Annotated in this window: 19 protein-coding genes, 1 tRNA gene and 1 pseudogene; 13 read left to right on the forward strand and 8 right to left on the reverse strand. The window is 65.5% G+C overall.

Annotated features, from left to right (window positions below; genetic code table 11):
- Positions 1-80: 80 nt before the first annotated feature.
- Positions 81-506 carry an organic hydroperoxide resistance protein gene (locus G8O24_RS11795; protein ID WP_188099349.1) on the reverse strand — a complete coding sequence of 142 codons (426 nt, stop codon included), beginning with the start codon at positions 504-506 and terminating at the stop codon, positions 81-83.
- Between the two features lie 158 nt (positions 507-664).
- On the opposite strand from G8O24_RS11795, the gene G8O24_RS11800 reads away from it, so the two are divergent.
- Positions 665-1123: a MarR family winged helix-turn-helix transcriptional regulator gene (locus G8O24_RS11800; RefSeq protein WP_188099351.1), complete on the forward strand. Its 459-nt coding sequence runs from the start codon at positions 665-667 to the stop codon at positions 1121-1123.
- 3 nt (positions 1124-1126) lie between these two features.
- Here the strand turns inward: G8O24_RS11800 and G8O24_RS11805 are convergent.
- The 3 genes and pseudogenes from G8O24_RS11805 to G8O24_RS11815 all read right to left on the reverse strand — a co-directional run bounded on the left by G8O24_RS11805 (position 1127) and on the right by G8O24_RS11815 (position 2105).
- Positions 1127-1369, reverse strand: a pseudogene (locus tag G8O24_RS11805) (GIY-YIG nuclease family protein).
- 156 nt (positions 1370-1525) lie between these two features.
- Positions 1526-1601 (reverse strand) — tRNA-Ala (locus tag G8O24_RS11810).
- A gap of 93 nt (positions 1602-1694) precedes the next feature.
- Complete coding sequence (locus tag G8O24_RS11815; protein ID WP_188099353.1) at positions 1695-2105, reverse strand: TIGR02300 family protein; 411 nt, start codon at positions 2103-2105, stop codon at positions 1695-1697.
- A gap of 110 nt (positions 2106-2215) precedes the next feature.
- On the opposite strand from G8O24_RS11815, the gene aroA reads away from it, so the two are divergent.
- The 12 genes from aroA to G8O24_RS11875 all read left to right on the forward strand — a co-directional run bounded on the left by aroA (position 2216) and on the right by G8O24_RS11875 (position 14492).
- Positions 2216-3601 (forward strand): 3-phosphoshikimate 1-carboxyvinyltransferase, encoded by a 1386-nt coding sequence (gene aroA / locus G8O24_RS11820; RefSeq protein WP_376708073.1) that lies wholly within the window; start codon positions 2216-2218, stop codon positions 3599-3601.
- Positions 3598-4236: a (d)CMP kinase gene (cmk, locus tag G8O24_RS11825; RefSeq protein ID WP_188099357.1), complete on the forward strand. Its 639-nt coding sequence runs from the start codon at positions 3598-3600 to the stop codon at positions 4234-4236. Before aroA ends, cmk begins: the two co-directional genes overlap by 4 nt.
- Positions 4237-4506: 270 nt before the next feature.
- Positions 4507-6213: a 30S ribosomal protein S1 gene (gene rpsA / locus G8O24_RS11830; protein ID WP_188099359.1), complete on the forward strand. Its 1707-nt coding sequence runs from the start codon at positions 4507-4509 to the stop codon at positions 6211-6213.
- Positions 6214-6427: 214 nt separating this feature from the next.
- The gene (gene sppA / locus G8O24_RS11835) at positions 6428-7408 is read left to right on the forward strand and encodes a signal peptide peptidase SppA (protein ID WP_188099361.1); all 981 of its coding nucleotides are present in this window, start codon (positions 6428-6430) and stop codon (positions 7406-7408) included.
- Between the two features lie 181 nt (positions 7409-7589).
- Positions 7590-7895 carry an integration host factor subunit beta gene (locus tag G8O24_RS11840; protein ID WP_007598410.1) on the forward strand — a complete coding sequence of 102 codons (306 nt, stop codon included), beginning with the start codon at positions 7590-7592 and terminating at the stop codon, positions 7893-7895.
- A 156-nt stretch (positions 7896-8051) separates the two neighbouring features.
- Positions 8052-8444 (forward strand): lipopolysaccharide assembly protein LapA domain-containing protein, encoded by a 393-nt coding sequence (locus G8O24_RS11845; protein WP_188099363.1) that lies wholly within the window; start codon positions 8052-8054, stop codon positions 8442-8444.
- Positions 8445-8508: 64 nt separating this feature from the next.
- Positions 8509-9168: a phosphoribosylanthranilate isomerase gene (locus G8O24_RS11850; RefSeq protein WP_188099365.1), complete on the forward strand. Its 660-nt coding sequence runs from the start codon at positions 8509-8511 to the stop codon at positions 9166-9168.
- Complete coding sequence (gene trpB / locus G8O24_RS11855) at positions 9165-10382, forward strand: tryptophan synthase subunit beta (RefSeq protein ID WP_188099367.1); 1218 nt, start codon at positions 9165-9167, stop codon at positions 10380-10382. The genes G8O24_RS11850 and trpB overlap by 4 nt, the downstream gene beginning before the upstream one ends.
- Positions 10379-11215, forward strand: coding sequence for a tryptophan synthase subunit alpha (gene trpA, locus G8O24_RS11860; protein ID WP_188099369.1), 837 nt, complete (start codon positions 10379-10381; stop codon positions 11213-11215). Before trpB ends, trpA begins: the two co-directional genes overlap by 4 nt.
- A gap of 124 nt (positions 11216-11339) precedes the next feature.
- Positions 11340-12281, forward strand: a complete 942-nt coding sequence (gene accD, locus G8O24_RS11865) for an acetyl-CoA carboxylase, carboxyltransferase subunit beta (protein ID WP_188099371.1) — start codon at positions 11340-11342, stop codon at positions 12279-12281.
- Positions 12278-13621 carry a bifunctional folylpolyglutamate synthase/dihydrofolate synthase gene (locus G8O24_RS11870; RefSeq protein WP_188099373.1) on the forward strand — a complete coding sequence of 448 codons (1344 nt, stop codon included), beginning with the start codon at positions 12278-12280 and terminating at the stop codon, positions 13619-13621. The genes accD and G8O24_RS11870 overlap by 4 nt, the downstream gene beginning before the upstream one ends.
- A 130-nt stretch (positions 13622-13751) precedes the next feature.
- Entirely contained in the window at positions 13752-14492 is a 741-nt protein-coding gene (locus tag G8O24_RS11875) for a metallophosphoesterase family protein (RefSeq protein WP_188099375.1), read from the forward strand.
- A 30-nt stretch (positions 14493-14522) separates the two neighbouring features.
- On the opposite strand, the gene G8O24_RS11880 is transcribed toward G8O24_RS11875, so the two are convergent.
- The 4 genes from G8O24_RS11880 to addB form a co-directional block, all read right to left on the reverse strand.
- Complete coding sequence (locus tag G8O24_RS11880; RefSeq protein WP_188099591.1) at positions 14523-15527, reverse strand: ATP-dependent DNA ligase; 1005 nt, start codon at positions 15525-15527, stop codon at positions 14523-14525.
- A 266-nt stretch (positions 15528-15793) separates the two neighbouring features.
- On the reverse strand, positions 15794-16114 hold the full coding sequence (gene trxA / locus G8O24_RS11885; RefSeq protein WP_188099377.1) for a thioredoxin: 321 nt from the start codon (positions 16112-16114) through the stop codon (positions 15794-15796).
- 69 nt (positions 16115-16183) lie between these two features.
- Entirely contained in the window at positions 16184-19693 is a 3510-nt protein-coding gene (gene addA / locus G8O24_RS11890) for a double-strand break repair helicase AddA (RefSeq protein WP_188099380.1), read from the reverse strand.
- Complete coding sequence (gene addB / locus G8O24_RS11895) at positions 19687-22830, reverse strand: double-strand break repair protein AddB (protein ID WP_188099382.1); 3144 nt, start codon at positions 22828-22830, stop codon at positions 19687-19689. The genes addA and addB overlap by 7 nt, the downstream gene beginning before the upstream one ends.
- Positions 22831-22836: the final 6 nt, after the last annotated feature.

Here is a 22836-nt window from a genome sequence, read left to right on the forward strand (position 1 = left end):
GTCGCCGCGTCATCCCGCGGCGTGGCAAATCGAAGCGGCCGGCCCGAGGGGGATCTCGGGCCAGCCAATCCACCGTCGGATCAGACGACCGTCAGGCGAACGTCGACATTGCCGCGCGTCGCATTGGAGTACGGGCACACCTGGTGCGCCTTCTCGACCAGCGCCTCGGCCTCCGCGCGGGACAGGCCCGGCAGCGAGACAGCGAGGTCGATGTCGAGACCAAAGCCGCCTTCCGAGCGCGGGCCGATGCCGACGGTCGAGGTCACGGAGGCATCAGCGGGGACCTTCGGACCGCCCTGCGAGGCCACGAACTTCATCGCGCCGATGAAGCAGGCGGCATAGCCGGCTGCGAACAGCTGCTCGGGATTGTTGCCGGCGCCGCCGCCACCACCGAGCTCCTTCGGCGTGGTGAGCTTGACGTCGAGCGCGCCATCGAGGGTCGCGGCATGGCCGTCGCGGCCGCCGGTGGCTTTTGCGCTGGTCTTGTAAAGGACGTTCACGGACATTTTCGTCTCCTCAGGGGGCTGCAGGGTTGGGGTGAGCTCTACATCGCAAACAATTAGATTGCGCGCAATCTAATTTTGCATGCCTCACATTTAATTGTTCGCAATTGAATGTAGGCCCCTCCGGTCCCACAATGGGGGTCACTCTATAGAGATTCCCCATGGCCCGGAAACTGTCGACCCTCGATCCGCAACGCCTCGACAACCAGATCTGCTTCGCCGTCTATTCAGCCGCGCACGCCTTCAACCGCGTCTACAAGCCGCTGCTCGACCGGCTCGGCCTGACCTATCCGCAATATCTTGTCATGCTGGTGCTGTGGGAGCGCGACGACGTGCCGGTGAAAGACATCGGCGAGAGGCTGTTTCTCGATTCGGGCACGCTGACCCCGCTGCTGAAGCGGCTGGAGGCGGCCCATCTGGTCAAGCGCACGCGCTCGAGCGAGGACGAGCGCCAGGTCCTGATCGCGCTGACGCCGCAGGGCCAATCGCTCAAGGAGAGGGCGCGCAGCGTGCCGCAGTCGATCCTGGCCGCATCGGCCTGCTCGGTGTCGGAGCTGGTCGCGATGAAAGACGAGATCGTCGCGCTGAGGGATCGGCTGAATGCGGTGATTGGGGAGTAGGGCTTAGCAGAGCCGCTTTTTCGAAAAGGCTCTGCCCGAGTGCGACTTGAGATATTTCTCGAACGCCAAGGCCTTCATCTTGTCAGGGAAGGCGCAGTATCAGACCAGCTTCCACGGTTTGAACTTGGCGGTGTGAGCGGACTTGCCGGCGTTATGTTCAGGCACCCGTCGCTTCAGATCTTCCGTGGCGCCGATGTATTCCCGATCAGGAAATTCGACGCTGCGGAGGATGTAGACGTACCACATTGACGGCTCGCGTCTGGGCAGTGGGATAAAGATAGAGAAGGAAGAAATCTCGGAACGCTACCAGTCCGTCTTCGCCCTGCGGGCTTCGCCGGACGCCACGCTTCGCCCTTCAGGCTCCGTCGTGGCTGCGCCACGCGTAGCCCGAAGGGCGAAGCGTGGTGGAGCCAGGCGGGATCGAACCGCCGACCTCTTGCATGCCATGCAAGCGCTCTCCCAGCTGAGCTATGGCCCCTTAACCCTTGGAGCGATCCCTGGGGGGATCACTCCCGGCCGGCGAGCCTTTCGACTCGCGCGGTGCACCCTTTTTCACAGATCAGGACTGATCTCAAGTCTCTTCATCGCCTCCGACATCACCAATGATGTCGGTCACGTCCTCATCGCCCTCTTCTTCGTCGGCAATGAAGGTCGAATCATCGTCATCATCGTCGTCGAGGGTCTCATCGACTTCGATATCGTCCTCGGATTCGGGGACGACGGCCTTGACCTTGCCGGTGTTCTCCTCGGCATCGGCCTCCTCGAGCGAGACCAACTCTTCCGATTCCGCCGGCTCCGGCGCGGTGTCTGCAGCTGCAGCGTGACGGGCCTCGGCCCCGCGGCTCGCGCGGGCGGGCGCGATCGGCGCGATCGGCACCACCTCGCCCGTATAGGGCGAGATCACCGGATTCTTGTTGAGGTCGTAGAATTTCTTGCCCGTGGTCGGGCAAATACGTTTGGTTCCGAGTTCGGACTTGGCCACGGCAGGAATCCTAGGAATGTCTGAAAAGCGGTGCTTCACTTGGCTAGTTGGCGGCCCGCTGTCAATAGCGCATTACGGGAGAAAGACATGCCCGTGACGGCGGGGAGACCATGTGGTACCTGCCCGCAACCCCTTCGGGCGCATCCAAGGACACAATCTTGACCCATTCCGACAAGCCGGCACCGTTGACGTCGCGCTCGAGCGGTCCCCTGACCGGAAAAGTACGGGTGCCCGGGGACAAGTCTATTTCCCACCGCGCCCTGATCCTGGGCGCGCTCGCCGTCGGCGAGACCCGGATTACGGGCCTTCTCGAGGGCGAGGACGTCCTCAACACCGCCAGATCCATGCAGGCGCTCGGCGCCAAGGTCGAGCGCACCGGCAATTTCGCCTGGACGGTGCAGGGTGTGGGTGTCGGCGGATTCGCCCAGCCCAGGGCGCCGCTGGATTTCGGCAACTCCGGCACCGGCTGCCGCCTGGTCATGGGCGCCGTCGCCGGCTGCCCGATCTCGGCTGACTTCGACGGCGACGCCTCGCTGCGCAGCCGCCCGATGCGCCGGATCCTCGACCCGCTCGAAAAGATGGGCGCCAAGGTCGTCTCCGGCGGCGAGGGCGGCCGGTTGCCGCTGACCCTCCAGGGCGCGCGCGATCCGTTGCCGATCACCTACCAGACCCCGGTCGCCTCGGCCCAGATCAAATCGGCCGTGCTGCTGGCGGGCCTTGCGGCGCCGGGCACCACCACCGTGATCGAGAACGAGGCCAGCCGGGATCATACCGAGCTGATGCTGAAGCATTTCGGCGCCGACATCACCGCGGTGGCCGAGGGGGCTCACGGCCGCCGCATTACGCTGGTCGGCCAGCCCGAGCTGCATGGCGCCGACGTCATCGTGCCGGCCGATCCGTCTTCGGCGGCATTTCCGGTCGTCGCGGCGCTGATCGTCGAAGGCTCCGATGTCGTTCTTTCTGATGTCATGACCAATCCTTTGCGCACCGGCCTGTTGACGACGCTGCGTGAAATGGGTGCGTCCATCGAGGAAAGCGAAGTCCGCGGCGATGCCGGCGAGCCGATGGCGCGCTTGCGCGTGCGCGCCTCGAAGCTGCGCGGCGTCGAGGTGCCGCCGGAGCGCGCGCCCTCGATGATCGACGAATATCTGGTGCTGGCAGTGGCGGCGGCTTTCGCCGAGGGCCCCACCATCATGCGTGGTCTGCAGGAGCTGCGTGTCAAGGAATCCGACCGGCTCGAGGCCACCGCCGCGATGCTGCGCGTCAACGGCGTCAAGGTCGAGGTCTCCGGCGACGATCTGATCGTCGAGGGCCGCGGCCATGTCCCCGGCGGCGGCACTGTCGCCACCCATATGGACCATCGTATCGCGATGTCGGCGCTGGTGATGGGCTGTGCCTCCGACCAGCCTGTGACGGTCGACGACACTGCCTTCATCGCCACCAGCTTTCCCGATTTCATTCCGATGATGCGTTCGCTTGGGGCCGACTTTTCATGATCATCGCCATCGACGGCCCCGCGGCCTCGGGCAAGGGGACACTCGGCAAGCGCCTCGCGCATCACTACGGTTATCGTCACCTCGATACCGGCGTGATCTATCGCGCGGTCGCCTACGCCCTGATGCAATCAGGCCATGATCTCCGGGACGAGGCGGCCGCGGTGCAGGCCGCGCTGGAGCTCGATCCCGAAAAGTTCGGCAATCCCGCCCTGAAGACCCAGGAGGCCGGCGAGGGGGCCTCGATCGTCTCGGCTATCCCTAGGGTTCGCGAGGCGCTGGTCAATTTTCAGCGGCAATTCGCCGCCGATCCGCCCGGCGCGGTGCTCGATGGCCGGGATATCGGAACCGTGATCTGCCCCCACGCCGACGTGAAGATCTTCGTCGTGGCCGACCCCAGGGTCCGTGCCCGCCGTCGCACCATGGAAGCCAGGGCGCGGGGCGAAGAGGCAGACGAGGCGGCGGTGCTCGCCGACATCATCCGGCGCGACGAAAGGGACAAGAACCGGCCGATTGCGCCTTTAAAACCGGCGGCGGATGCTTACTTGCTAGACAACTCCCAACTGGATATAGAAGGCGGCGTCCGGGCCGCCATCGACATTATCGAGGCCGTCCGAGCGGGCCGGTCGCGGGGTTAAGCCGCAGCCGTCATTGGAGGAAGTGCCCGCTCCCGCTCTTTGAGGTCGATACTCTCGGTGCCTGTTTGGGGACCGATGCGATCCAGGCTCCGGACACAAGAATTTCCACGTATCGAACGCGCGGGCCTCTGCCGGCCCGCTTCCGCTGTTCCGCCTCTCCAGGCCGGAGCAGTGAGCGGTCGCTCGAAGGTCTTGCGGGCCTTCCGACACTGCGCGCGCGATACGCCCATGAACCCAACGGCCGGCAAGACATCCGCAACTGGAGAACAAATGGCTTCGACTTCCGCTGATACCTATAGCCCGTCGCGCGACGATTTCGCCGCGATGCTCGACGAGTCCTTCGCAGGTGGCAATCTGCAGGAGAGCTCGGTCGTCAAGGGCAAGGTGGTTGCAATTGAAAAGGACATGGCCGTCATCGACGTCGGCCTGAAGACCGAAGGCCGCGTTGCGCTGCGCGAATTTTCCGGCCCCGGCCGTGACAGCGAAATCAAGGTTGGCGACGAGGTGGAAGTGTTCCTCGATCGCATCGAAAACGCCCTCGGCGAAGCCGTGCTGTCGCGCGACAAGGCGCGCCGCGAAGAGAGCTGGGGCAAGCTCGAGAAGGCGTTCCAGAACAACGAGAAGGTCACGGGCGTCATCTTCAACCAGGTCAAGGGCGGCTTCACCGTCGACCTCGACGGCGCCGTTGCCTTCCTGCCGCGTTCGCAGGTCGACATCCGTCCGATCCGCGACGTCGCGCCGCTGATGAACAACGCGCAGCCGTTCCAGATCCTCAAGATGGACCGCCGCCGCGGCAACATCGTCGTCTCCCGCCGCACGGTTCTCGAAGAGACCCGCGCCGAGCAGCGTCAGGAGCTGGTGCAGAACCTCGAAGAGGGTCAGGTGATCGACGGCGTGGTCAAGAACATCACCGATTACGGTGCGTTCGTTGACCTCGGCGGCATCGACGGCCTGCTGCATGTCACCGACATCGCGTGGCGTCGCGTCAACCACCCGACCGAGGTGCTCTCGATCGGCCAGACCGTGAAGGTCAAGATCATCAAGATCAACCACGAGACGCACCGCATCTCGCTGGGCATGAAGCAGCTGCTGGACGATCCGTGGCAGGGCATCGAAGCCAAGTACCCGCTGGGTGCCCGCTTCACCGGCCGCGTCACCAACATCACCGACTACGGTGCGTTCGTCGAGCTCGAGCCGGGCATCGAAGGCCTGATCCACGTCTCCGAGATGTCGTGGACCAAGAAGAACATGCACCCCGGCAAGATCGTGTCGACCTCGCAGGAAGTCGACGTGCAGGTGCTGGAAGTCGATTCCGTCAAGCGCCGCATCTCGCTCGGCCTCAAGCAGACCATGCGCAACCCCTGGGAGGTCTTCGTCGAAGGTCACCCGACCGGTTCGGTGGTCGAGGGCGAAGTCAAGAACAAGACCGAGTTCGGTCTGTTCCTGGGCCTCGAGGGCGATGTCGACGGCATGGTCCACCTCTCCGACCTCGACTGGAAGCTTCCGGGCGAGCAGGTGATCGACAACTACAAGAAGGGCGACATGGTGAAGGCCGTGGTGCTCGATGTGGACGTCGAGAAGGAGCGTATCTCGCTCGGCATCAAGCAGCTCGAAGGCGACCCCTTCGCCGAGCCGGGCGATGTCAAGAAGGGCGCGGTCGTGACCTGCGAAGTGCTCGAAGTGAAGGAAAGCGGCATCGAGGTGAAGATCACCGGGACCGACTTCTCGACCTTCATCAAGCGCTCGGAGCTCGCGCGTGACCGCAACGACCAGCGCGCCGAACGCTTCGCCGTCGGCGAGAAGGTCGATGCCCGCGTGATCCAGTTCGACAAGAAGGCCCGCAAGGTCCAGGTGTCGATCAAGGCGCTCGAAGTCGCTGAAGAGAAGGAAGCCATCGCGCAGTACGGCTCCTCGGATTCGGGTGCGACGCTCGGCGACATCCTGGGCACCGCGCTCAAGAACCGCGACAGCAAGTAAGCGAAACCAACGTTTCGCTGACACATCGAAGCCCCGGCTCCGGCCGGGGCTTTTTTGTTGGGACGACAGCGAAGGCATGGTGACGTCTCAGGCTCTCATCGGCCCACCAGCCTTGTTTTCTTCAAATTGCGCCGCAATTGATGTATCCAGACAAGCCGATGGTCGCCTCGTGACCGGGCACAACGCCAGCGGCCTTTCATTTGGAGATATTTCGATGTCGCTCGATTCGGACATCATCGTCGATCGCCGCAGGATTCGCCGCAAGCTGACGTTCTGGCGCGTCGTCGCCGCGCTAATCGCGATCGCCGCGATCGCGGTCTTTGCGATGATCGCAACGCCGGGGGCGCGCGGCACGTTTGCCACGGCCGGTTCGATTGCGCGGGTGCAGATCGATGGCCTGATCCGCAGCGATGCCGACCGCACGCGGGCGCTGGAGCGGCTGGAGAATTCGCAGGCTGCCGCCGTCATCGTTCACGTCAATTCGCCCGGCGGCACCACTGCCGGCTCCGAGCAGCTCTATGATTCCTTGATGCGCCTGAAGGCGAAGAAGCCGCTGGTCGTGGTGGTCGAAGGGCTTGCGGCCTCCGGCGGCTACATCACCGCGATTGCCAGCGACCACATCATCGCCCAGCAGAGCTCGCTGGTCGGCTCGATCGGTGTCCTGTTCCAGTTTCCCAACGTCTCCGAGCTCCTCAAGACCATCGGCGTCAAGGTCGAGGAGGTGAAGTCCACGCCACTGAAGGCCGCGCCGAACGGTTTCGAGCCGACCAGCCCGGAGGCGCGGGCCGCGCTGGATGCGCTGGTCAAGGATTCCTATGCCTGGTTCAAGGATCTGGTGAAGCAGCGCCGTGGCATGGATGACACGCAGCTCGAAAAAGTCGTCGACGGCCGTGTCTTCACCGGCCGCCAGGCGATCGATCTCAAGCTGATCGATCAGCTCGGCGACGAGAAAACCGCGGTGACCTGGCTCGAGGAGCAGAAGGGCGTCAAGAAGGGTCTTTCGGTACGCGATTACAAGCTCGAGCCGCGCTTTGGCGATTTGCCGTTCCTCAAGACGGCTGCCGCGGTGACGCTGGAAGCGCTTGGATTCGGCTCGATTGCCCATCAAATCGCGCAAACCGGCATGGTGCAGGCGGTGGATCGCGCCGGGCTGGATGGAATGCTGGCCTTGTGGCAGCCGGCCGCGTCGAATTGACCGGAACAGCCGGAACAACGCGAGTTCCGGACCTTTTTCGCGTCTGGCGAGTGGCGGTGCAGCCTGCTTTTTCGGCATTTGTCACGCATTTTCACGACGCTCGACCTTCATTTAGCGTCTTGACAGATCAACGCATTTTCACGGAAATGGTCATCCGCACGCTTCCGGGTCCTATCTCTCGATGATCAAATCCGAACTTGTTCAGCGTATCGCCGAGCACAACCCGCATCTGTACCAGCGGGATGTCGAGAACATTGTGAATGCGATTCTCGAAGAGATCGTAGCGGCCCTCGCGCGCGGTGACCGCGTCGAGCTGCGCGGCTTCGGTGCGTTCTCGGTGAAGCATCGCCCCGCGCGCGCCGGCCGCAATCCGCGCACCGGCGCCCATGTCCCCGTCGACCAGAAGAGCGTTCCGTTCTTCAAGACCGGCAAGGAAATGCGCGAGCGGCTCAACCGCGACCATCCGGATCCGGGCGCGCCGGACTGAAGCGCGACAAGATCGCGCTTCAGGTTATTGTTTGAGCATGATCTTTTCGGAAAACCGCTGCACACTTTTCCGGATCATGTTTTAAGTCTGTCGTCCGGGTTTTACCTGATGGCCGCATGATGCGGCGGCAAGCTGGATTCAAGACGAGCGATCGCGATGCGAAAGTTCCTGACCGCGCTGATCGTGATTCCGCTGGGCCTCATCCTGGTGACCTTCGCGGTGGCCAACCGGCATTTCGTCACCGTCTCGTTCGATCCTTTCATGGCGGCCGATCCGGCCCTGTCGGTCACGCTGCCGCTGTTCCTACTGCTGATCCTTGTGGCGGCCCTGGGCGTCATCGCCGGTGGCTGCGCCGTCTGGTTCGGCCAGCGGCACTGGCGGCGCGCCGCACGCCGGCATGAGGCAGATGCCCGCGCCGCGCGGGTCGAATTGGCCGATCTGCGGGCCCAGACGGCCCCGGTAAAGCCCGAGCCCCAGCGCCTTCCCGTCCCGGCAGGGATGGGTCTTTACGGGCCTATCGGGCGAGACAAGCAGCGCGCGACGTTGTAGAAGCGGCCCGACCGAAAAGCCCGTTTCCCGGCCGCCACTTGCGGCCTCCACCCGCTTTGAGACCATGTCCCTGCTCGTCAAGATCTGCGGCCTGTCCACGCGCGAGACGCTTCAAACGGCGCTCGATGCGGGCGCCGACATGGTGGGATTCGTGTTCTTCCCGCCCTCGCCGCGGCATGTCTCGCTGGAGACGGGACGCGATCTCGGCCGGCAGGTGAAAAAGCGCGCGCTGAAAGTGGCGCTGACCGTCGATGCCGACGATGCCACGCTCGACAACATCATGGACGCGCTGTCGCCCGACATCCTCCAGCTCCACGGCCAGGAGAGCGTGGCGCGCGTGCGCGACATCAAGCAGAAGTTCGGCCGCCCGGTGATGAAGGCGGTGCCGGTCGCGAGCGCTGGTGATCTCGCCGTGCTGCCCGGCTATGCCGCGGTCGCCGACCGCATCCTGTTCGACGCACGTGCGCCGAAGGATGCGACCCGTCCGGGCGGCCTGGGCACGCCGTTCGACTGGCACCTGCTGGAAAACCTGGCGCTCGATCTGCCGTATATGGTTTCGGGCGGCCTCCAACCTCAAAACCTCGCCGAGGCCGTTCGCATCACCCGCGCCGGCGGCGTCGACATCTCCTCCGGCGTCGAGAGCGCTCCGGGGGTGAAAGACCCCGAGCTGATCAAGGCCTTCATTCGCGCCGCGCGCGCCACTCGAGAGTTGAGCGTTCGATGACCATCGCCAAGCCAAATTCCTATCGTAGCGGGCCCGACGAGCGCGGCCATTTCGGCATTTTCGGCGGCCGCTTCGTCGCCGAAACCCTGATGCCGCTGATCCTCGACCTGGAGAAGGCCTACACCGCGGCCAAGGCCGATCCGGCGTTCCATGTCGAGATGAACGGGTACCTGAAGAACTATGTCGGCCGGCCCTCGCCGCTGTATTTCGCCGAGCGTCTCACCGAGCATCTCGGCGGCGCGAAAATCTACCTCAAGCGCGAAGAGCTCAACCACACCGGCTCCCACAAGGTGAACAACGTGCTCGGCCAGATCATGCTGGCGCGGCGCATGGGCAAGAAGCGCATCATCGCCGAGACCGGCGCCGGCCAGCACGGCGTCGCCACCGCGACGCTGTGCGCGCGCTTTGGTCTGGAATGCGTGGTCTATATGGGCGCCGTCGACGTCGAACGGCAGCAGCCCAACGTCATCCGCATGGAGATGCTGGGCGCAACGGTTCATCCGGTGCAGTCGGGCACGCGCACGCTGAAGGACGCCATGAATGAGGCGCTGCGCGATTGGGTCACCAACGTGCACAACACCTTCTACTGCATCGGCACGGTGGCGGGCCCGCATCCCTACCCGACGCTGGTGCGCGACTTCCAGTCGATTATCGGAAACGAGACCAAAGCGCAGATGCAGGAGGTCGAGGGACGCCTGCCGGATTCGCTGGTCGCCTGCATCGGCGGCGGCTCGAACGCGATGGGCCTGTTCCATCCGTTCCTCGATGATCCCTCCGTCGAAATCTTCGGCGTCGAAGCCGCGGGCCACGGCCTCACGCAATTGCATGCAGCCTCGATCGCGGGCGGCCGTCCCGGCGTGCTCCATGGCAACCGCACCTATCTCTTGATGGATGCCGACGGCCAGATCCAGGACGCGCATTCGATCTCGGCCGGTCTCGACTATCCCGGCATCGGTCCCGAGCATTCCTGGCTGCATGACGTCGGCCGCGTCAATTATCTGTCCGCGACCGATGACGAGGCGCTCGCCGCATTCCAGCTGCTGTCGAAGCTCGAAGGCATCATTCCCGCGCTCGAACCCGCGCACGCCATCGCCAAGGTGATGGAGCTCGCGCCGAAGCGACCGAAAGACCACCTGATGGTCGTCAATCTCTCCGGCCGCGGCGACAAGGACGTCCCGCAAGTCGGCGACATCCTGAAGGGCAAGAGCAAGTGACCACCCGTATCGACACCCGTTTCGCCGAGCTGAAGAAGCAGGGCCGCTCGGCCTTCGTCACCTATGTGATGGCCGGCGATCCTGATCCCGCGACGTCGCTCGAGATCGTCAAGGCGCTGCCCAAGGCGGGCTCGGATGTGATCGAGCTCGGCATTCCCTTCACCGATCCGATGGCGGATGGTCCTTCGATCCAGGCGGCAGGTCTGCGCGCGCTGAAGGCTGGCATGACCTTGAAGAAGACGCTGGACGTCGTGCGTGACTTCCGCAAGGACGACAACGCGACGCCGCTGGTGCTGATGGGCTACTACAATCCGATCTATATCTACGGCGTCGACAAATTTCTGGCTGACGCCAAGTCATCAGGCGTCGATGGCCTGATTGTCGTCGATCTGCCGCCGGAGGAAGACGACGAGCTCTGCATTCCCGCGTTGAAGGCGGGCCTGAACTTCATTCGCCTGGCGACCCCGACCACCGACGACAAGCGTCTGCCGGCCGTGCTCACCAACACATCAGGGTTCGTCTACTACGTTTCCATCGCCGGCATCACCGGTGCAGCAGCCGCGGACGCCAATGTCGTCGGTGAAGCTGTCGCGCGCATCAAGCGGCACACCGGTCTGCCGATCTGCGTCGGCTTCGGCATCCGCACCCCGGAGGCGGCGCGCGCCATTGCCGAGAAGGCCGATGGTTCGGTGGTCGGCACCGCCCTGGTCGACGCGCTCAAGAACAGCCTCGATGCCGAGGGGCGCGCGACCGCCAAAACCGTTAACGCCGTGGCCGAACTGACGGCAGCCCTGGCTCAGGGCGTCAGGGCCGCCAAACAAGCGGCCGGATAGGCCATAATTCGCGCTATGTTTCATGCGCTTTGGCGCACGGACATGGCGGCTTGCCGGGCAACGGCCCGGCCGCCATATATCCCTTCAGGCGATCCCCAGGGGGGATCGCACATCGGAGTAAACCATGAACTGGCTTACCAATGTGGTCCGGCCGAAGATCCGCAACATGCTGCGGCGGGAGACGCCGGAGAATTTGTGGATCAAGTGCCCGGATTCCGGACAGCTCGTGTTCTACAAGGACGTCGAGGCCAACCAGTTCGTCATCCCCGGCTCGAACTACCACATGCGCATGGGCGCGGTGGCGCGGCTGAAGTCGATCTTCGACAACGAGACCTGGTTCGACGTCGCTCTGCCCGAGGTCACGCCCGATCCGCTCAAGTTCCGCGACGAGAAGAAATACGTCGATCGCATCAAGGATGCGCGGGCCCGCACCAATCTGAATGACGCGATCAAGGTCGGCTACGGCAAGCTCGAAGGCGCCGGCGTCGTCGTCGCCGTGCAGGATTTCGATTTCATGGGCGGCTCGCTGGGCATGGCGGCGGGCGAAGCCATCGTGCGCGGTCTCGAGCTCGCGGTCGAGAAGAAGTCGCCCTTCATCGTGTTCGCCGCATCGGGCGGCGCGCGCATGCAGGAAGGCATTTTGTCGCTGATGCAGATGCCGCGCACCACCGTCGCCGTGCAGATGCTGCGCGAAGCCAAGCAGCCCTACATCGTCGTGCTGACCAACCCGACCACCGGCGGCGTCACCGCGTCATACGCGATGCTCGGCGACGTGCAGATCGCCGAGCCCGGCGCGCTGATCGGCTTTGCCGGTGCGCGCGTGATCGAGCAGACCATTCGCGAGAAACTGCCGGAAGGTTTTCAGCGCGCCGAATATCTGAAAGAGCACGGCATGGTCGACATGGTCGTGCATCGCCATGAGCTGCGTCCGACGCTGGCACGGCTGTGCCGCCTGTTGACCCGGGCGCCGGCGCTCGACGCGGCCTCGAAATCGGTTCAGCCGGTGACCACCCCGGCGCAGATCGTCTCGGCCGCCGAGACGGCGCCGGCCGCGCCCCACGCGTGAACGCGCACGCTGACAGCGCAAAGTCGCCGCTCGATGCATTGATCGGGCGGCTGTCGGCCCTGCATCAGAAGCGCATCGATCTCGGACTCGAGCGGATGCATCGCCTGCTCGAGCGGCTTGGCCACCCCGAACGCAAACTGCCGCCGGTGATCCACGTCGCCGGCACCAACGGCAAGGGCTCGACGGTCGCCTATCTGCGCGCGACGCTGGAGGCGGCTGGCCTGCGCGTTCATGCCTACACCTCGCCCTATCTCGTCCGCGTCAACGAATGTTTTCGCCTTGGCCGCGTCGGTGGCGGCATGCTCGTCTCCGACGACGCGTTGCGCGCCGCGCTTGAAGAGGTCGAGCGGGTCAATGCCGGCGAGCCTGCAACTGTCTTCGAGCTGAAGACAGCGGCCGCGTTCCTGTTGTTCGCGCAAAATCCTGCCGACGCCGTGCTGCTGGAGGTCGGCCTCGGCGGCCGGCTCGATTCGACCAATGTGGTCGATCAGCCCGCGGCCTGCGTCATTACGCCCGTCAGCATGGACCACATGGACTTCCTCGGCGACACGCTGGCGTCGATCGCGGGCGAGAAGGCGGCGATCATCAAGCGCGGCGTGCCCGTGGTGTGCGCCGAGCAGACACCGGACGCGATGGCCGTGATCGAGGCGCAGGCGCGGCAGATGCGCGCGCCGCTGTTTGCGGCGAACGAAAGCTGGCACGTCAATGTCGAGCGCGGCCGCCTCGTCTATTCCGACGAGCGCGGCCTGATGGATCTGGCCGCGCCGCGCCTGTTCGGCCGCCATCAGTTCGACAATGCCGGCCTTGCGATTGCGACACTGCGTGCGATTCCGGCCTTCAAGGTCAACCAGGCGGCCTTCGAGGCCGGCATCGTCGGCGCCGAATGGCCGGCGCGGATGCAGCGGCTCACCTCGGGCGAATTGCTGTCCTGGGGGCCGCAGGGCTCGGAGATCTGGCTCGACGGCGGGCACAACGCCGAAGGCGGCCGCGTTGCAGCCGCCGCGCTCGGCGATCTCGAGGAGCGGGTTTCGCGGCCGCTTGTGGTGATCGCCGGCATGATGGCCAACAAGGATGCAAAGGCGTTTCTCGCCAACTTCGCCGGCCTCACCCGCCACATCATCGCGGTGCCGATTCCGGACACTGAGAACGCGATGCCGGTCGACCGTCTGGCGGATGCCGTGCGCAGTCTCGGCATGCGTGTCGAGATCGCGCCCGGCATCGAGGCCGCGCTGCGCGCATTGTCGAAGCTCGCCTACGAAGTGCCGCCGCGCATCCTGATCACAGGCTCGCTGTACCTCGCCGGCCACGTGCTCGGCCTCAACGGCACGCCTCCTGCATGAGGGTTGCGTAGCCCGGAAGGAGCGAAGCGCAGATCCGGGACCCAGAATGCCGCAACGTGGGCCCCGGCTCGGCAGCGCACCATTGACGTGCTGCGCCGCGTCCGGGGCACGAGAGTGACGAGAGATCCCGATGCGCTTTGCCGCGATTGCCGACGTCCACGGAAACTATCTCGCGCTGGAGGCGGTGCTATCAGACATCCGCGCGCTTGGGATCTCCGACATCGTCAGCCTCGGCGACATGCTGAGCGGGCCGCTCGATGCTGTCAGGACCATCGAGATCTTGATGCCGCTCGATGCCGTGCACGTGCTCGGCAACCACGACCGCTATCTGCTTGATCGCCCGCCGGAGAAGATGGGTTCGTGGGATCGCCCTGCATATGACGCGCTCAATGCAGCGCAGCTTGATTGGCTGCGCGCACAGCCGATGACGCGCGTGTTTCGCGATCAGGTCTTCCTCTGTCACGCCACGCCCGAGAATGACGAGATCTATTGGCTCGACACCTTGCATCCCGACGGCACCGTCGCGCTGTCGCCGCTCGATCGCATCGAGCAGTTCGCGCAAGGCATCACGCAGTCGCTGATCCTCTGCGCCCACACCCATCTCGCCCGCGCCGTGCGGCTTCGCGACGACAGGCTGATCGTCAATCCCGGCAGTGTGGGGAGCCCCGGCTATCGCGACGTGCATCCGTTCCCGCATGTCGTCGAAGCCGGCACGCCGCATGCGCGCTATGCGATCCTCGAATTCGTTGACGGTGCCTGGCGGGTGACGTTCCGCCACATCGCCTACGATCATGAGGCGATGGCCACACTCGCCCGCCACAACAACCAGCCGGAGCTGGCGAACGCGCTGGCGACGGGGTGGATCGGTTGACGTGCTCGTGTCCGGGGCACGAGCCGAATATCACTTCAACAGCTTCATCGGATCGGCCACTTTCTGCTTCAACTGCTCGAAGCTGCATTGCCGCGGCGCCTTGTCGGGACGCCAGCGCAGGATCGAGGTGCCATGGCGGAAGCGCTCGCCGCTGAAATGGTCGTAACAGATTTCGATCACGAGCTTCGGCTTGAGCGGGCACCACTTTGCCGAGCGCTCCGTGGACCATCGGCTTGGGCCGCCCGGCGCGTTGCCGGTGAAGCCGGGCTCGCCGATCAGCGCTTCCAGCCGGTCGGTCAGGGCAGGCTTCTCGTCAGCCTTGATCGCCGAGGTGAAGCCGACATGGTGCAGCAGACCCCCGTCGTCGTAGAGACCGAGCAGCAGCGAGCCGACCACCTTGCGCCCCGCGATCTTGTTGGTCGCATAGCGGAAGCCACCGATCACGCAATCGGCGCTCCGAAACTTCTTGATCTTCTGCATGCCGTCGCGATTTCCGGCCTGGTAGGGCAGGTCGATGCGCTTGGCGATGACGCCGTCCGAGCCGCCGCCGGACTGCGCCAGCCATTTCTTCGCGGTGGCGTAGCTCGTCGTTGCCGGTGAGAGGCGGAAAGTGCCTTTCATATTGGCCTTGGCAAACGCTTCCAGCGCCGGCCGCCGCTCGCTGAGGGGCGCATCGGCAAGCGCTTTCTTATTGGCCGTCGCCAGCAGATCGAAGACGAGATAGAGCGCCGGCGTCGCCTGCGAGAGTTTTGTCACGCGGCTTGCGGCGGGATGAATCCGCTGCAGCAGGGCGTCGAAGGAAAAGCCCTTGCCCTGCGGCACGACGATCTCGCCGTCGAGCGTGAACCGGTCCGCCCTCAGCTTCAGCGCAGCGGCGACGATTTCAGGAAAATAACGCGCAAGGTCTTCGCCGGATTTGGAGCGGAGATCGACGCTGCCGCGCTCGCGCGAGAGCAGGCACCGGAAGCCGTCCCATTTCGGCTCGTACTGCCATTCCCTGCCGCGCGGAATTTCGTCGACTGACCGCGCCTCCATCGCAACGAGAGAAGTCGATTTTCGCGCGCGTTTTGCGGGAGAGGCAGGCAAGGGTTGGGGCTCGTCACATACGCTGGACACGTCCTACCAACGCAAACGGCCGGTCCTTGGGTCCTCCCGTAGCCCGGATGGAGCGAAGCGAAATCCGGGACCGGTATGACTCGCGGCACGATCCCGGATTTCGCTTCGCTCCATCCGGGCTACCCAAAAAATAAGACGGCCGGCGTTTCGCCGGCCGTCTTCAAAACGATCTTGTGGCAGGCGGATCAGACCGCGGAGGTGATCCACTGCTGGAGCTTCGCCTTCGGCGCCGCGCCGACCTGGCGGGAGGCCATCTCGCCGCCCTTGAAGATCATCAGGGTCGGAATCGACATCACGCCATATTTGGACGCGGTCTTCGGGCTCTCGTCGACGTTGAGCTTGACGATCTTGACCTTGTCGCCCATCGCGCCGGCGATCTCGTCGAGAGCGGGTGCGATCATGCGGCAGGGGCCGCACCATTCGGCCCAGAAATCGACGACAACGGGGCCGTTCGCCTTGAGCACTTCGGCGTCGAAATCGGTATCGGAAACCTTGCCAACGGCCATTGGAGTACCTCACTCGGTTGTAAGAGAATCGGCGCGACGTGGAATCGCGCCTGAGATCATGGTCCCAACCTATGAACGGCCCCTTGCCGGGTCAAGGACGCTCACACCGAGATGAAGGGATGCCAGCGCCGCGTCCAGCGCGGGGGCTGAAATCTCCATATATTCAAGGGCCTCGGTCCAGAGCAGGACGGCCCTGACCGGCTTTTGGGGATAAAGCTGCGAGAGCACTGCCCGGTACAGCGCAAGCTGGCGGACATACGCGGCGGGCGCATCAATGGCGTTCCTGGGCGCGGCCTGGTTGGTCTTGAAATCGACGATCAAAACCTCCTCCGGGCGAACGACCAGCCGGTCGATCTGCCCCGACACCAGCGCCGGCGGCCGGCCCCGCCGCTCCAGCCTGCCGGCGATGGCGACCTCCGCCCGGCTGCCGGCGGCAAATACCGGTGCAAAGCGCGGCTCGGCGATCAAGGCGAGCACCTTGTCGGCCAGTGCGGTGCGGTCGGTCTCGGTCCAGTCTGCGGCGTTGCGCGCCATGAAGCCGAGCGCGGCCTCGCGCCGGCGCCCGGCGGCGATATCAGGCAGGGATTGCAGCAGCCGGTGCACCAGCGTGCCGCGCTGCAATGCAAGCGCGCGCGATTGCACCGATTCGCCGGATCGCACGCTGCGGCCTTCCTCGGCCGATTGGCCGGAGGGGCGCAATGGATCCTCCTCGATCATCTCGCGCGGCGCCGGCGTCCGCAGCCAATCCGGCAGCGCGATGGTCCGATCGGCCGAGGTCGCCGGCGTGCCGAGCGCCGCCACATCCTCGGGGCGGGCGAAGCGGGTCACCTTGCCGAGCGGCGTTTCGATCGTCTGCTTGTCCAGGCCCGAGCCTGACAGCCCGGTGTCGATCAGGTCATACCAGCTCAGCTTGCGGACCGTCCGCATGTTGCCGGGCATGCAGCCGCCGACGATCAGGCGGTCGGCCGCGCGCGTCATCGCGACATAGAGCAGGCGGCGATATTCGTCCTCGGTCTCCTCCAGCATCGCCTTGCGCGCCTCGGCGACCGGCTTGGGATCATCAGCCTTGCGGCCAGCCCAGACCACGACCTCGCCGCCATTGCCGCGCGGCACATTGATCAGCCTGACACGCTGCGAATCCGCGGGCGAGGAGGTGGTGTCGACCATGAACACGACCGAGGCCTCGAGGCCCTTGGCGCCATGCACCGTCATCACCCGCACCTCGTCGCGCGTGATCTCCATGTCGCGCTTCACCTCGGTATCGGCCGAACGCAGCCAGGCCATGAAGCCCTGCAGCGAGGCCGGCGCCTTGCGCTCGCAATTCAGCGCCAGCTCGAGGAATTCGTCGAGGGCGTCATTGGCCTCATGACCGAGACGACGCAGGATGCGCGCGCGGCCGCTGTCGCCGCCGAGCAGCCAGGCATAGAAGGCGAACGGCGTTTCTTCGCGCGCGCGGATCTCGCAGGCTTCGAGCCGCCGCAGCACGGTCGCGAATTTTTCGCTTGTGCCCGCATGCTCCCCGAGTGCACGGCGCAGCGATCCCTTGCGGCCATGGGCGAGCTGGAACAGGTCGTCGTCGTCGAGCCCGAACAGCGGGCTCTTCAGCGCCACCGCCAGCGCAAGATCATCCTGCGGCAGCAGCAGCGCATCCGCAAGGTTCATCAGATCGATGATCGCGATGTGCTCGGTCAGCTTGAGCCGGTCGGCGCCGGCGACGGGCACGCCGGCGTGCTTCAGCGCCTGGATCACAGCGTCGAACGCATTGCCGCGCCGGCGCACCAGGATCAGCATGTCACCATAGCGCAGCGGCCGGCGTTCGCCCTCGTGGCCCGTCAGCGTGCCGCTCTCGACCAGCCGCTTGATCTCGGCCTGGATGCGGCGCGCGAGCTTGACCTCCGGGCTGGTGACGGCGACGCCATCGAACGGCGCGCGCCAGCCCTCGATCTCCTGCCGGTCGTCGGCTTCGGCCAGATCCCACAGCTCGATCACGCTGGGACCGGCATCGGCGAGCGCGTTATGCAGGGGATGGCCGATTTCGACCGAATGGATGCTCTTGTAGATGGCGGGATCGCGGAAGACGTGATCGACCGAATGCAGGATCGCCGCGCCCGAGCGGAACGAATAGGTGAAGGCGACGGGATCGAATTTCAGCCCGGCCGCCGTGAACTTGCGGTGCAATTCGCGCCGGCGCGCGTCGAACTCGTGCGGCGCTGCGCCCTGGAACGAGAAGATCGACTGCTTCTCGTCGCCGACGGCGAACACCGTGCGGTTCAGCCCCTCGCGGGCGCCTGCGCCGGCCGTGAATTCCGAGATGATATGCGCAACGATGTCCCATTGCCGGGGACTGGTGTCCTGCGCCTCGTCGATCAAGACGTGATCGACGCCGCGATCGAGCTTGTAGTGCACCCAGCCCGAGGAGACACGGTCGAGCATCGCCAAGGTCTTGTCGATGAGATCGTCGTAATCGAGCAGGCCGCGCTCCTGCTTCTCGCGACGGTAATTCGCAGCGGCGGCGGTCGCGATGTGCAGCAGAGCCGCGGTGCGGTCGCGCAGGGTCACCGCGCGGCGTTTCTCGATCAATCCGCCGAGGCGAACCGCTTCGTTCTCGAACAGGCGGGCGACGGACGGATTGTGCTCGCCGAACTTCTTGGTCAGCACCGCCTTGCGTGGCAGCTTTTCGTCGGTGAGGAACACACAGAGATAGGCATCGACCTGCGCCGCGCCGGAAAATGCCTTTGCGGCGCGAAGCCGGCCGGCCTGGTCGTTGTCGGACTTGCTGCCGTCTTCCAGCGCAAAGGCGATGTCGTCCCAGCGCGAGCGCGGCAAATACGGGCCGTCGAGAATCTCGGTTTCGACATCCTCGATACGGTCGCCCGCGTCAACACCCAGCACCGTGGCCATCTGCGCCGCGGCGGTCTCGGCATTGCCGGCCGCATCGGTCCAGGCCATGAAATGGTCGCGGCTCAGGCACGCCTCGCGCACCACCTCCTTGAAGGTAACGTCGGCCGCGCTCTCCATCGCGGTCAGCAGCGCGCGGCCGGTGACGCTGTCAGGCGCGCGCGCGGCCTCCAGCAGCACCTTCAGATTGGCACGCTCCATCATGTCGTTCTGGTCGCGGTCGTCCATCACGGCGAAGCGTGCCGGCACATTGGCCTCGAACGGGAATTGCTGGAGCAGGCGGGTGCAGAGCGCGTGGATGGTCTGCACCTTCAAGCCGCCCGGCGTCTCCAAGGCGCAGGCGAACAGCTTTCTTGCTTCGCGGCGCAGCTTCGCGCCGGGATGCGGGATGCCGACGGCGCGGATGGCGGCATCGAGACCGGCATCGTCGAGCGTCACCCAATGGCCAAGGGTCGTGAACACGCGCTCGGCCATGTTGGCGGCGGCGGCTTTGGTGAAGGTGATGCACAGGATCTTTTCCGGCGGCACGCCCGACAGCAAGAGGCGGATCACGCGCTGCACCAGCACATGGGTCTTGCCTGAGCCGGCATTGGCGGACACGAAGGCGGATGCCGTCGGGTCCGACGCGCGCGCCTGTCGGGCACGCACTTCATCCGGAATGGGGCGCGGCGCTTTCACCATTCCTCGATTCCCAATCCGCCGGCCGCGGACCATTCCTTGATCCGAGCGAGATCGTCATAGGCGCCGTAGCGGTTCGACCACATCGGCAGGTTCAACGAGGTGTAGGGCTGGTTCTCGTTGTCGAAGGCGCGGATCAGCGCTTCCAGCTTGGCCCGCGCCTCCGCGGCCGCAATATCGGGCGGCTGCGGCTCGTCGCCCGGCTTGTATTTGAGCTCGAGGATCCGCTCTTCGCCCGGCGGATTGTTGCCGCTCAGCCTGACATAGACGAGCTGGCTCACGGATGCGCCGGCGTCGATATCAGGGAAACCGCCTTCGCGCAGGATCGCCGCTTCCAATGTGAGCTGCGGCGACAGGCCCATGCGGACCTGCTTGCCCGATGGCGGCTGCCCGGTCTTGTAGTCGAGGATGGCATAGCCGCCGCCCTGGCGCCGCTCGATGCGGTCGGCGCGGGCGGAGAGGGTAAAGCTGCGTTGATGATCGAGCTTGATCGATATTTCGCCGCGCGTTTCCGCGGTGATGGCTTCGATCGCATCGCGTCGCGCCGTCTCCCATTCGCCGAACCATTGCGCGATGCGTTGAAAGCGCGGCCACCACAGCGCCCGCGCCTCGGGCCGCTCCATCAGCGGCGCAAAATGCTTCTCGCCAATCGCGCGCAGCACGCGGGCGGGATCGTCGGGCAGGCGCGTGGCGTAGGTCTCGGTAAACTCGCCGATTGCATCGTGGATCGCCGAGCCGCGGTCGGCGGCCGACAGCGGCATGTCGACGGGGTCGAGCGCGGCGAGCCGCAAAATGTGCCTTGCGTAGATCGTGTAGGGATCGCGCAGCCAGTCCTCGATCGCGGTCACCGACATCTTGAGCGGACGTGTCGCGCGCGGCGGTCGCGGTTCGGGCTGCTTGATCGGCTCGACCTTGTCAGGCTGATCCAGCGCGCCTGCGAACTGCACATATCTCTCGCCGGCGCGGACAGCCGCCGTCCAGAGCGCCTCGCCCGCAACCGCCTCCAGCCGATGCAGGAAGCGCGAGGCGACGGCTGGCGCGCCGCCGGCCTTGGCCGAATGCGTCAGGATGACTTCATCGCCGCCGAGCAGCTGCGCGAAGTCATGTGCGGACAGTCCAATGCGCCGTTCCGGCAGATCGAGGCCAAGCTCATGCCGCATCGGCCGGCTGAGCCAGGGATCGATCCGCGGCGCCGGCGGCCAGACCCCTTCGATCAGGCCGCTGATGATGATGCGGTCGGCCTGCATCAGGCGCGATTCCAGCGGGCCGTAGATCTGCAGTCGCGCGCCGGGCTTGTCGCGACGGCGCACCGCGCGATCGCTGAACGCGGTCTGGAACAGTTCGGCATAATCGGGCAGCGTCACCATCAAGCCGCTGGTGGTGCCGCCGCGCAGCAGGTCGTCGAAGGCGCCGGCGAGCGCGAGGCCCTCGCGCTCCTCGAAGGCGAGCGGAATGCCCTCTTCGTCGCGCGACAGCTCGATCAGGATCTCGCGGTGGCGATGTGCGAGCTCGGCGAAGTCGAACGGTTTTGATGCCGCGAGAGCTTCGATCGGGGCCAGCGCCTTCTGCAACGCATCGATCAGCGCCTGGATGCGATCGAGATCTTCCGCCTTGAGCCGCGCCCGCGGCTCGGCGGCATGCAGCGCGGAGGCCTCGCTGCGCCACAGCTTTGCCAGTTCCTCGCGAAAGCGGTTGAACTCACGGAGGAGCCCGGCCGTGCCCGCTGGCGGCCGCGTGCCGCGCAACACCGCCAGCTCGAGGTCCTCGATCTCAGCCTTCCATGCGCCGCTGGCGCGGCCGAGCCGGCACAGCGGGTGTTTCAGCATTGCCAGCAGCGTCGGCGGCTCCAATCCCCTAGTCGCGGCCTCGGCCGCGAGGCGCGCAAACACGCCGGCGGATGTTTCCATCAGCACGTCGCCACCGGAATCGTCGAAGGCGAGATCCCACCTTGTCAGCGCCGCCATCACCCGCCGCGCCAGCGCGCGGTCGGGCGTCACCAGCGCGGCCGATTTGCCCAGATGCCGCGCCTCGCGCATCGCAATGGCGATGGCGAGTGCTTCCATCTCCGGATTGGGCGCTTCGACCACTGCGAGGTTCTTCATGCCGCCTGCGATCTTCGCGGCGACATCGGGCTGTTTCAGCCTGTCGTGCCAGACCTCCGTCTTGGCGGAGGGGCGCATCGATTCCGATGCGAGCAGATCGCGGCCGCCATCCGCCGGCGGCTGGAGAATCTCGACGTCGCTGCGCTTGATGCCGAAGCGATCCAGCAGCGCATGCATGGCATATTGCGGATGGTTCGAGGTCGGATTCTCGGTGACGCCCAAGAGGTCCCTGCTACCGCCAATGCTGCGCCAGGCCTCGTCATCGAGATCGGTGTCGAGACCAGGCAGCACCACCGCGCCATGCGGCAGCGAAGCGACCGCGTGCAAAAACTTGGCGGTGGCCGGCATCGAGCCGGTCGAGCCGGCCGCGATCACGGGGCCATGGGGATGCGCGGTGAGGCGCTTGGCTTCCGCCGCGATCAAGAGATCGCGCCGCGCCGCGGGCTCGATGCGGTTGATCTCGGCGAGATGGGCCGGCCAGGCGGTGCGCGCGATGCGCAGGAAGTCGAGCGAATGCTGCCAGTAGCGGTCGAGCATGTCAGGCACGAGCCCGTCGAGCTTGCTCCAGTCGACGCCGCGCGTCACCATGTCGTCGATCAGGCGCGCGAGGTCGCCGGCGAGCGCCAGCGTCGAGGCAGGGCCGCCGACCACCAGCGGCGCCAGCACCGGGCCCTTGGCCCAGGCCGCGACGAGCTGCGCCAGCGTCAAGCGCCGTTCGAGCTCGCCGAGCCGTGGCGGGATCTCGAGCGGCGCCACGCTGGAAAACTGCTCGCCTTCATCGCCGAAAGCGAGCTCGTCCTCGTCGATGTCGCCGAGCGCGACGATGCGCGGCAGCACCACGGCATTCGCCGCCATCTCGTCGAGGAAGATCTCGCGGACGACACGCATGGCGCGCCGCGTCGGCAGATACAGCGTGGCGTCGGCCAGCCGCGCCGGTTCCTTGCGCGCCTCGAATCCGTCGACCAGCCGGCCATCGAGCAGGCTTGCGACGATCGTGCGCAGGAACGGAACTGAGAGAGGAACGCTGAAGACGCGCATCGGCTG

Source organism: Bradyrhizobium campsiandrae, from assembly GCF_014529705.1.
GTDB lineage: Bacteria > Pseudomonadota > Alphaproteobacteria > Rhizobiales > Xanthobacteraceae > Bradyrhizobium > Bradyrhizobium campsiandrae.

Bases quoted from the DNA above. Each gene is read 5' to 3' on its own strand.
- G8O24_RS11795 (WP_188099349.1), bottom strand. From the start codon at position 506: ATGTCCGTGAACGTCCTTTACAAGACCAGCGCAAAAGCCACCGGCGGC.
- G8O24_RS11800 (WP_188099351.1), top strand. From the start codon at position 665: ATGGCCCGGAAACTGTCGACCCTCGATCCGCAACGCCTCGACAACCAG.
- aroA (WP_376708073.1), top strand. From the start codon at position 2,216: ATGTGGTACCTGCCCGCAACCCCTTCGGGCGCATCCAAGGACACAATC.
- cmk (WP_188099357.1), top strand. From the start codon at position 3,598: ATGATCATCGCCATCGACGGCCCCGCGGCCTCGGGCAAGGGGACACTC.
- rpsA (WP_188099359.1), top strand. From the start codon at position 4,507: ATGGCTTCGACTTCCGCTGATACCTATAGCCCGTCGCGCGACGATTTC.
- sppA (WP_188099361.1), top strand. From the start codon at position 6,428: ATGTCGCTCGATTCGGACATCATCGTCGATCGCCGCAGGATTCGCCGC.
- G8O24_RS11840 (WP_007598410.1), top strand. From the start codon at position 7,590: ATGATCAAATCCGAACTTGTTCAGCGTATCGCCGAGCACAACCCGCAT.
- G8O24_RS11845 (WP_188099363.1), top strand. From the start codon at position 8,052: ATGCGAAAGTTCCTGACCGCGCTGATCGTGATTCCGCTGGGCCTCATC.
- G8O24_RS11850 (WP_188099365.1), top strand. From the start codon at position 8,509: ATGTCCCTGCTCGTCAAGATCTGCGGCCTGTCCACGCGCGAGACGCTT.
- trpB (WP_188099367.1), top strand. From the start codon at position 9,165: ATGACCATCGCCAAGCCAAATTCCTATCGTAGCGGGCCCGACGAGCGC.
- accD (WP_188099371.1), top strand. From the start codon at position 11,340: ATGAACTGGCTTACCAATGTGGTCCGGCCGAAGATCCGCAACATGCTG.
- G8O24_RS11875 (WP_188099375.1), top strand. From the start codon at position 13,752: ATGCGCTTTGCCGCGATTGCCGACGTCCACGGAAACTATCTCGCGCTG.
- G8O24_RS11880 (WP_188099591.1), bottom strand. From the start codon at position 15,527: ATGGAGGCGCGGTCAGTCGACGAAATTCCGCGCGGCAGGGAATGGCAG.
- trxA (WP_188099377.1), bottom strand. From the start codon at position 16,114: ATGGCCGTTGGCAAGGTTTCCGATACCGATTTCGACGCCGAAGTGCTC.
- addA (WP_188099380.1), bottom strand. From the start codon at position 19,693: ATGGTGAAAGCGCCGCGCCCCATTCCGGATGAAGTGCGTGCCCGACAG.
- addB (WP_188099382.1), bottom strand. From the start codon at position 22,830: ATGCGCGTCTTCAGCGTTCCTCTCTCAGTTCCGTTCCTGCGCACGATC.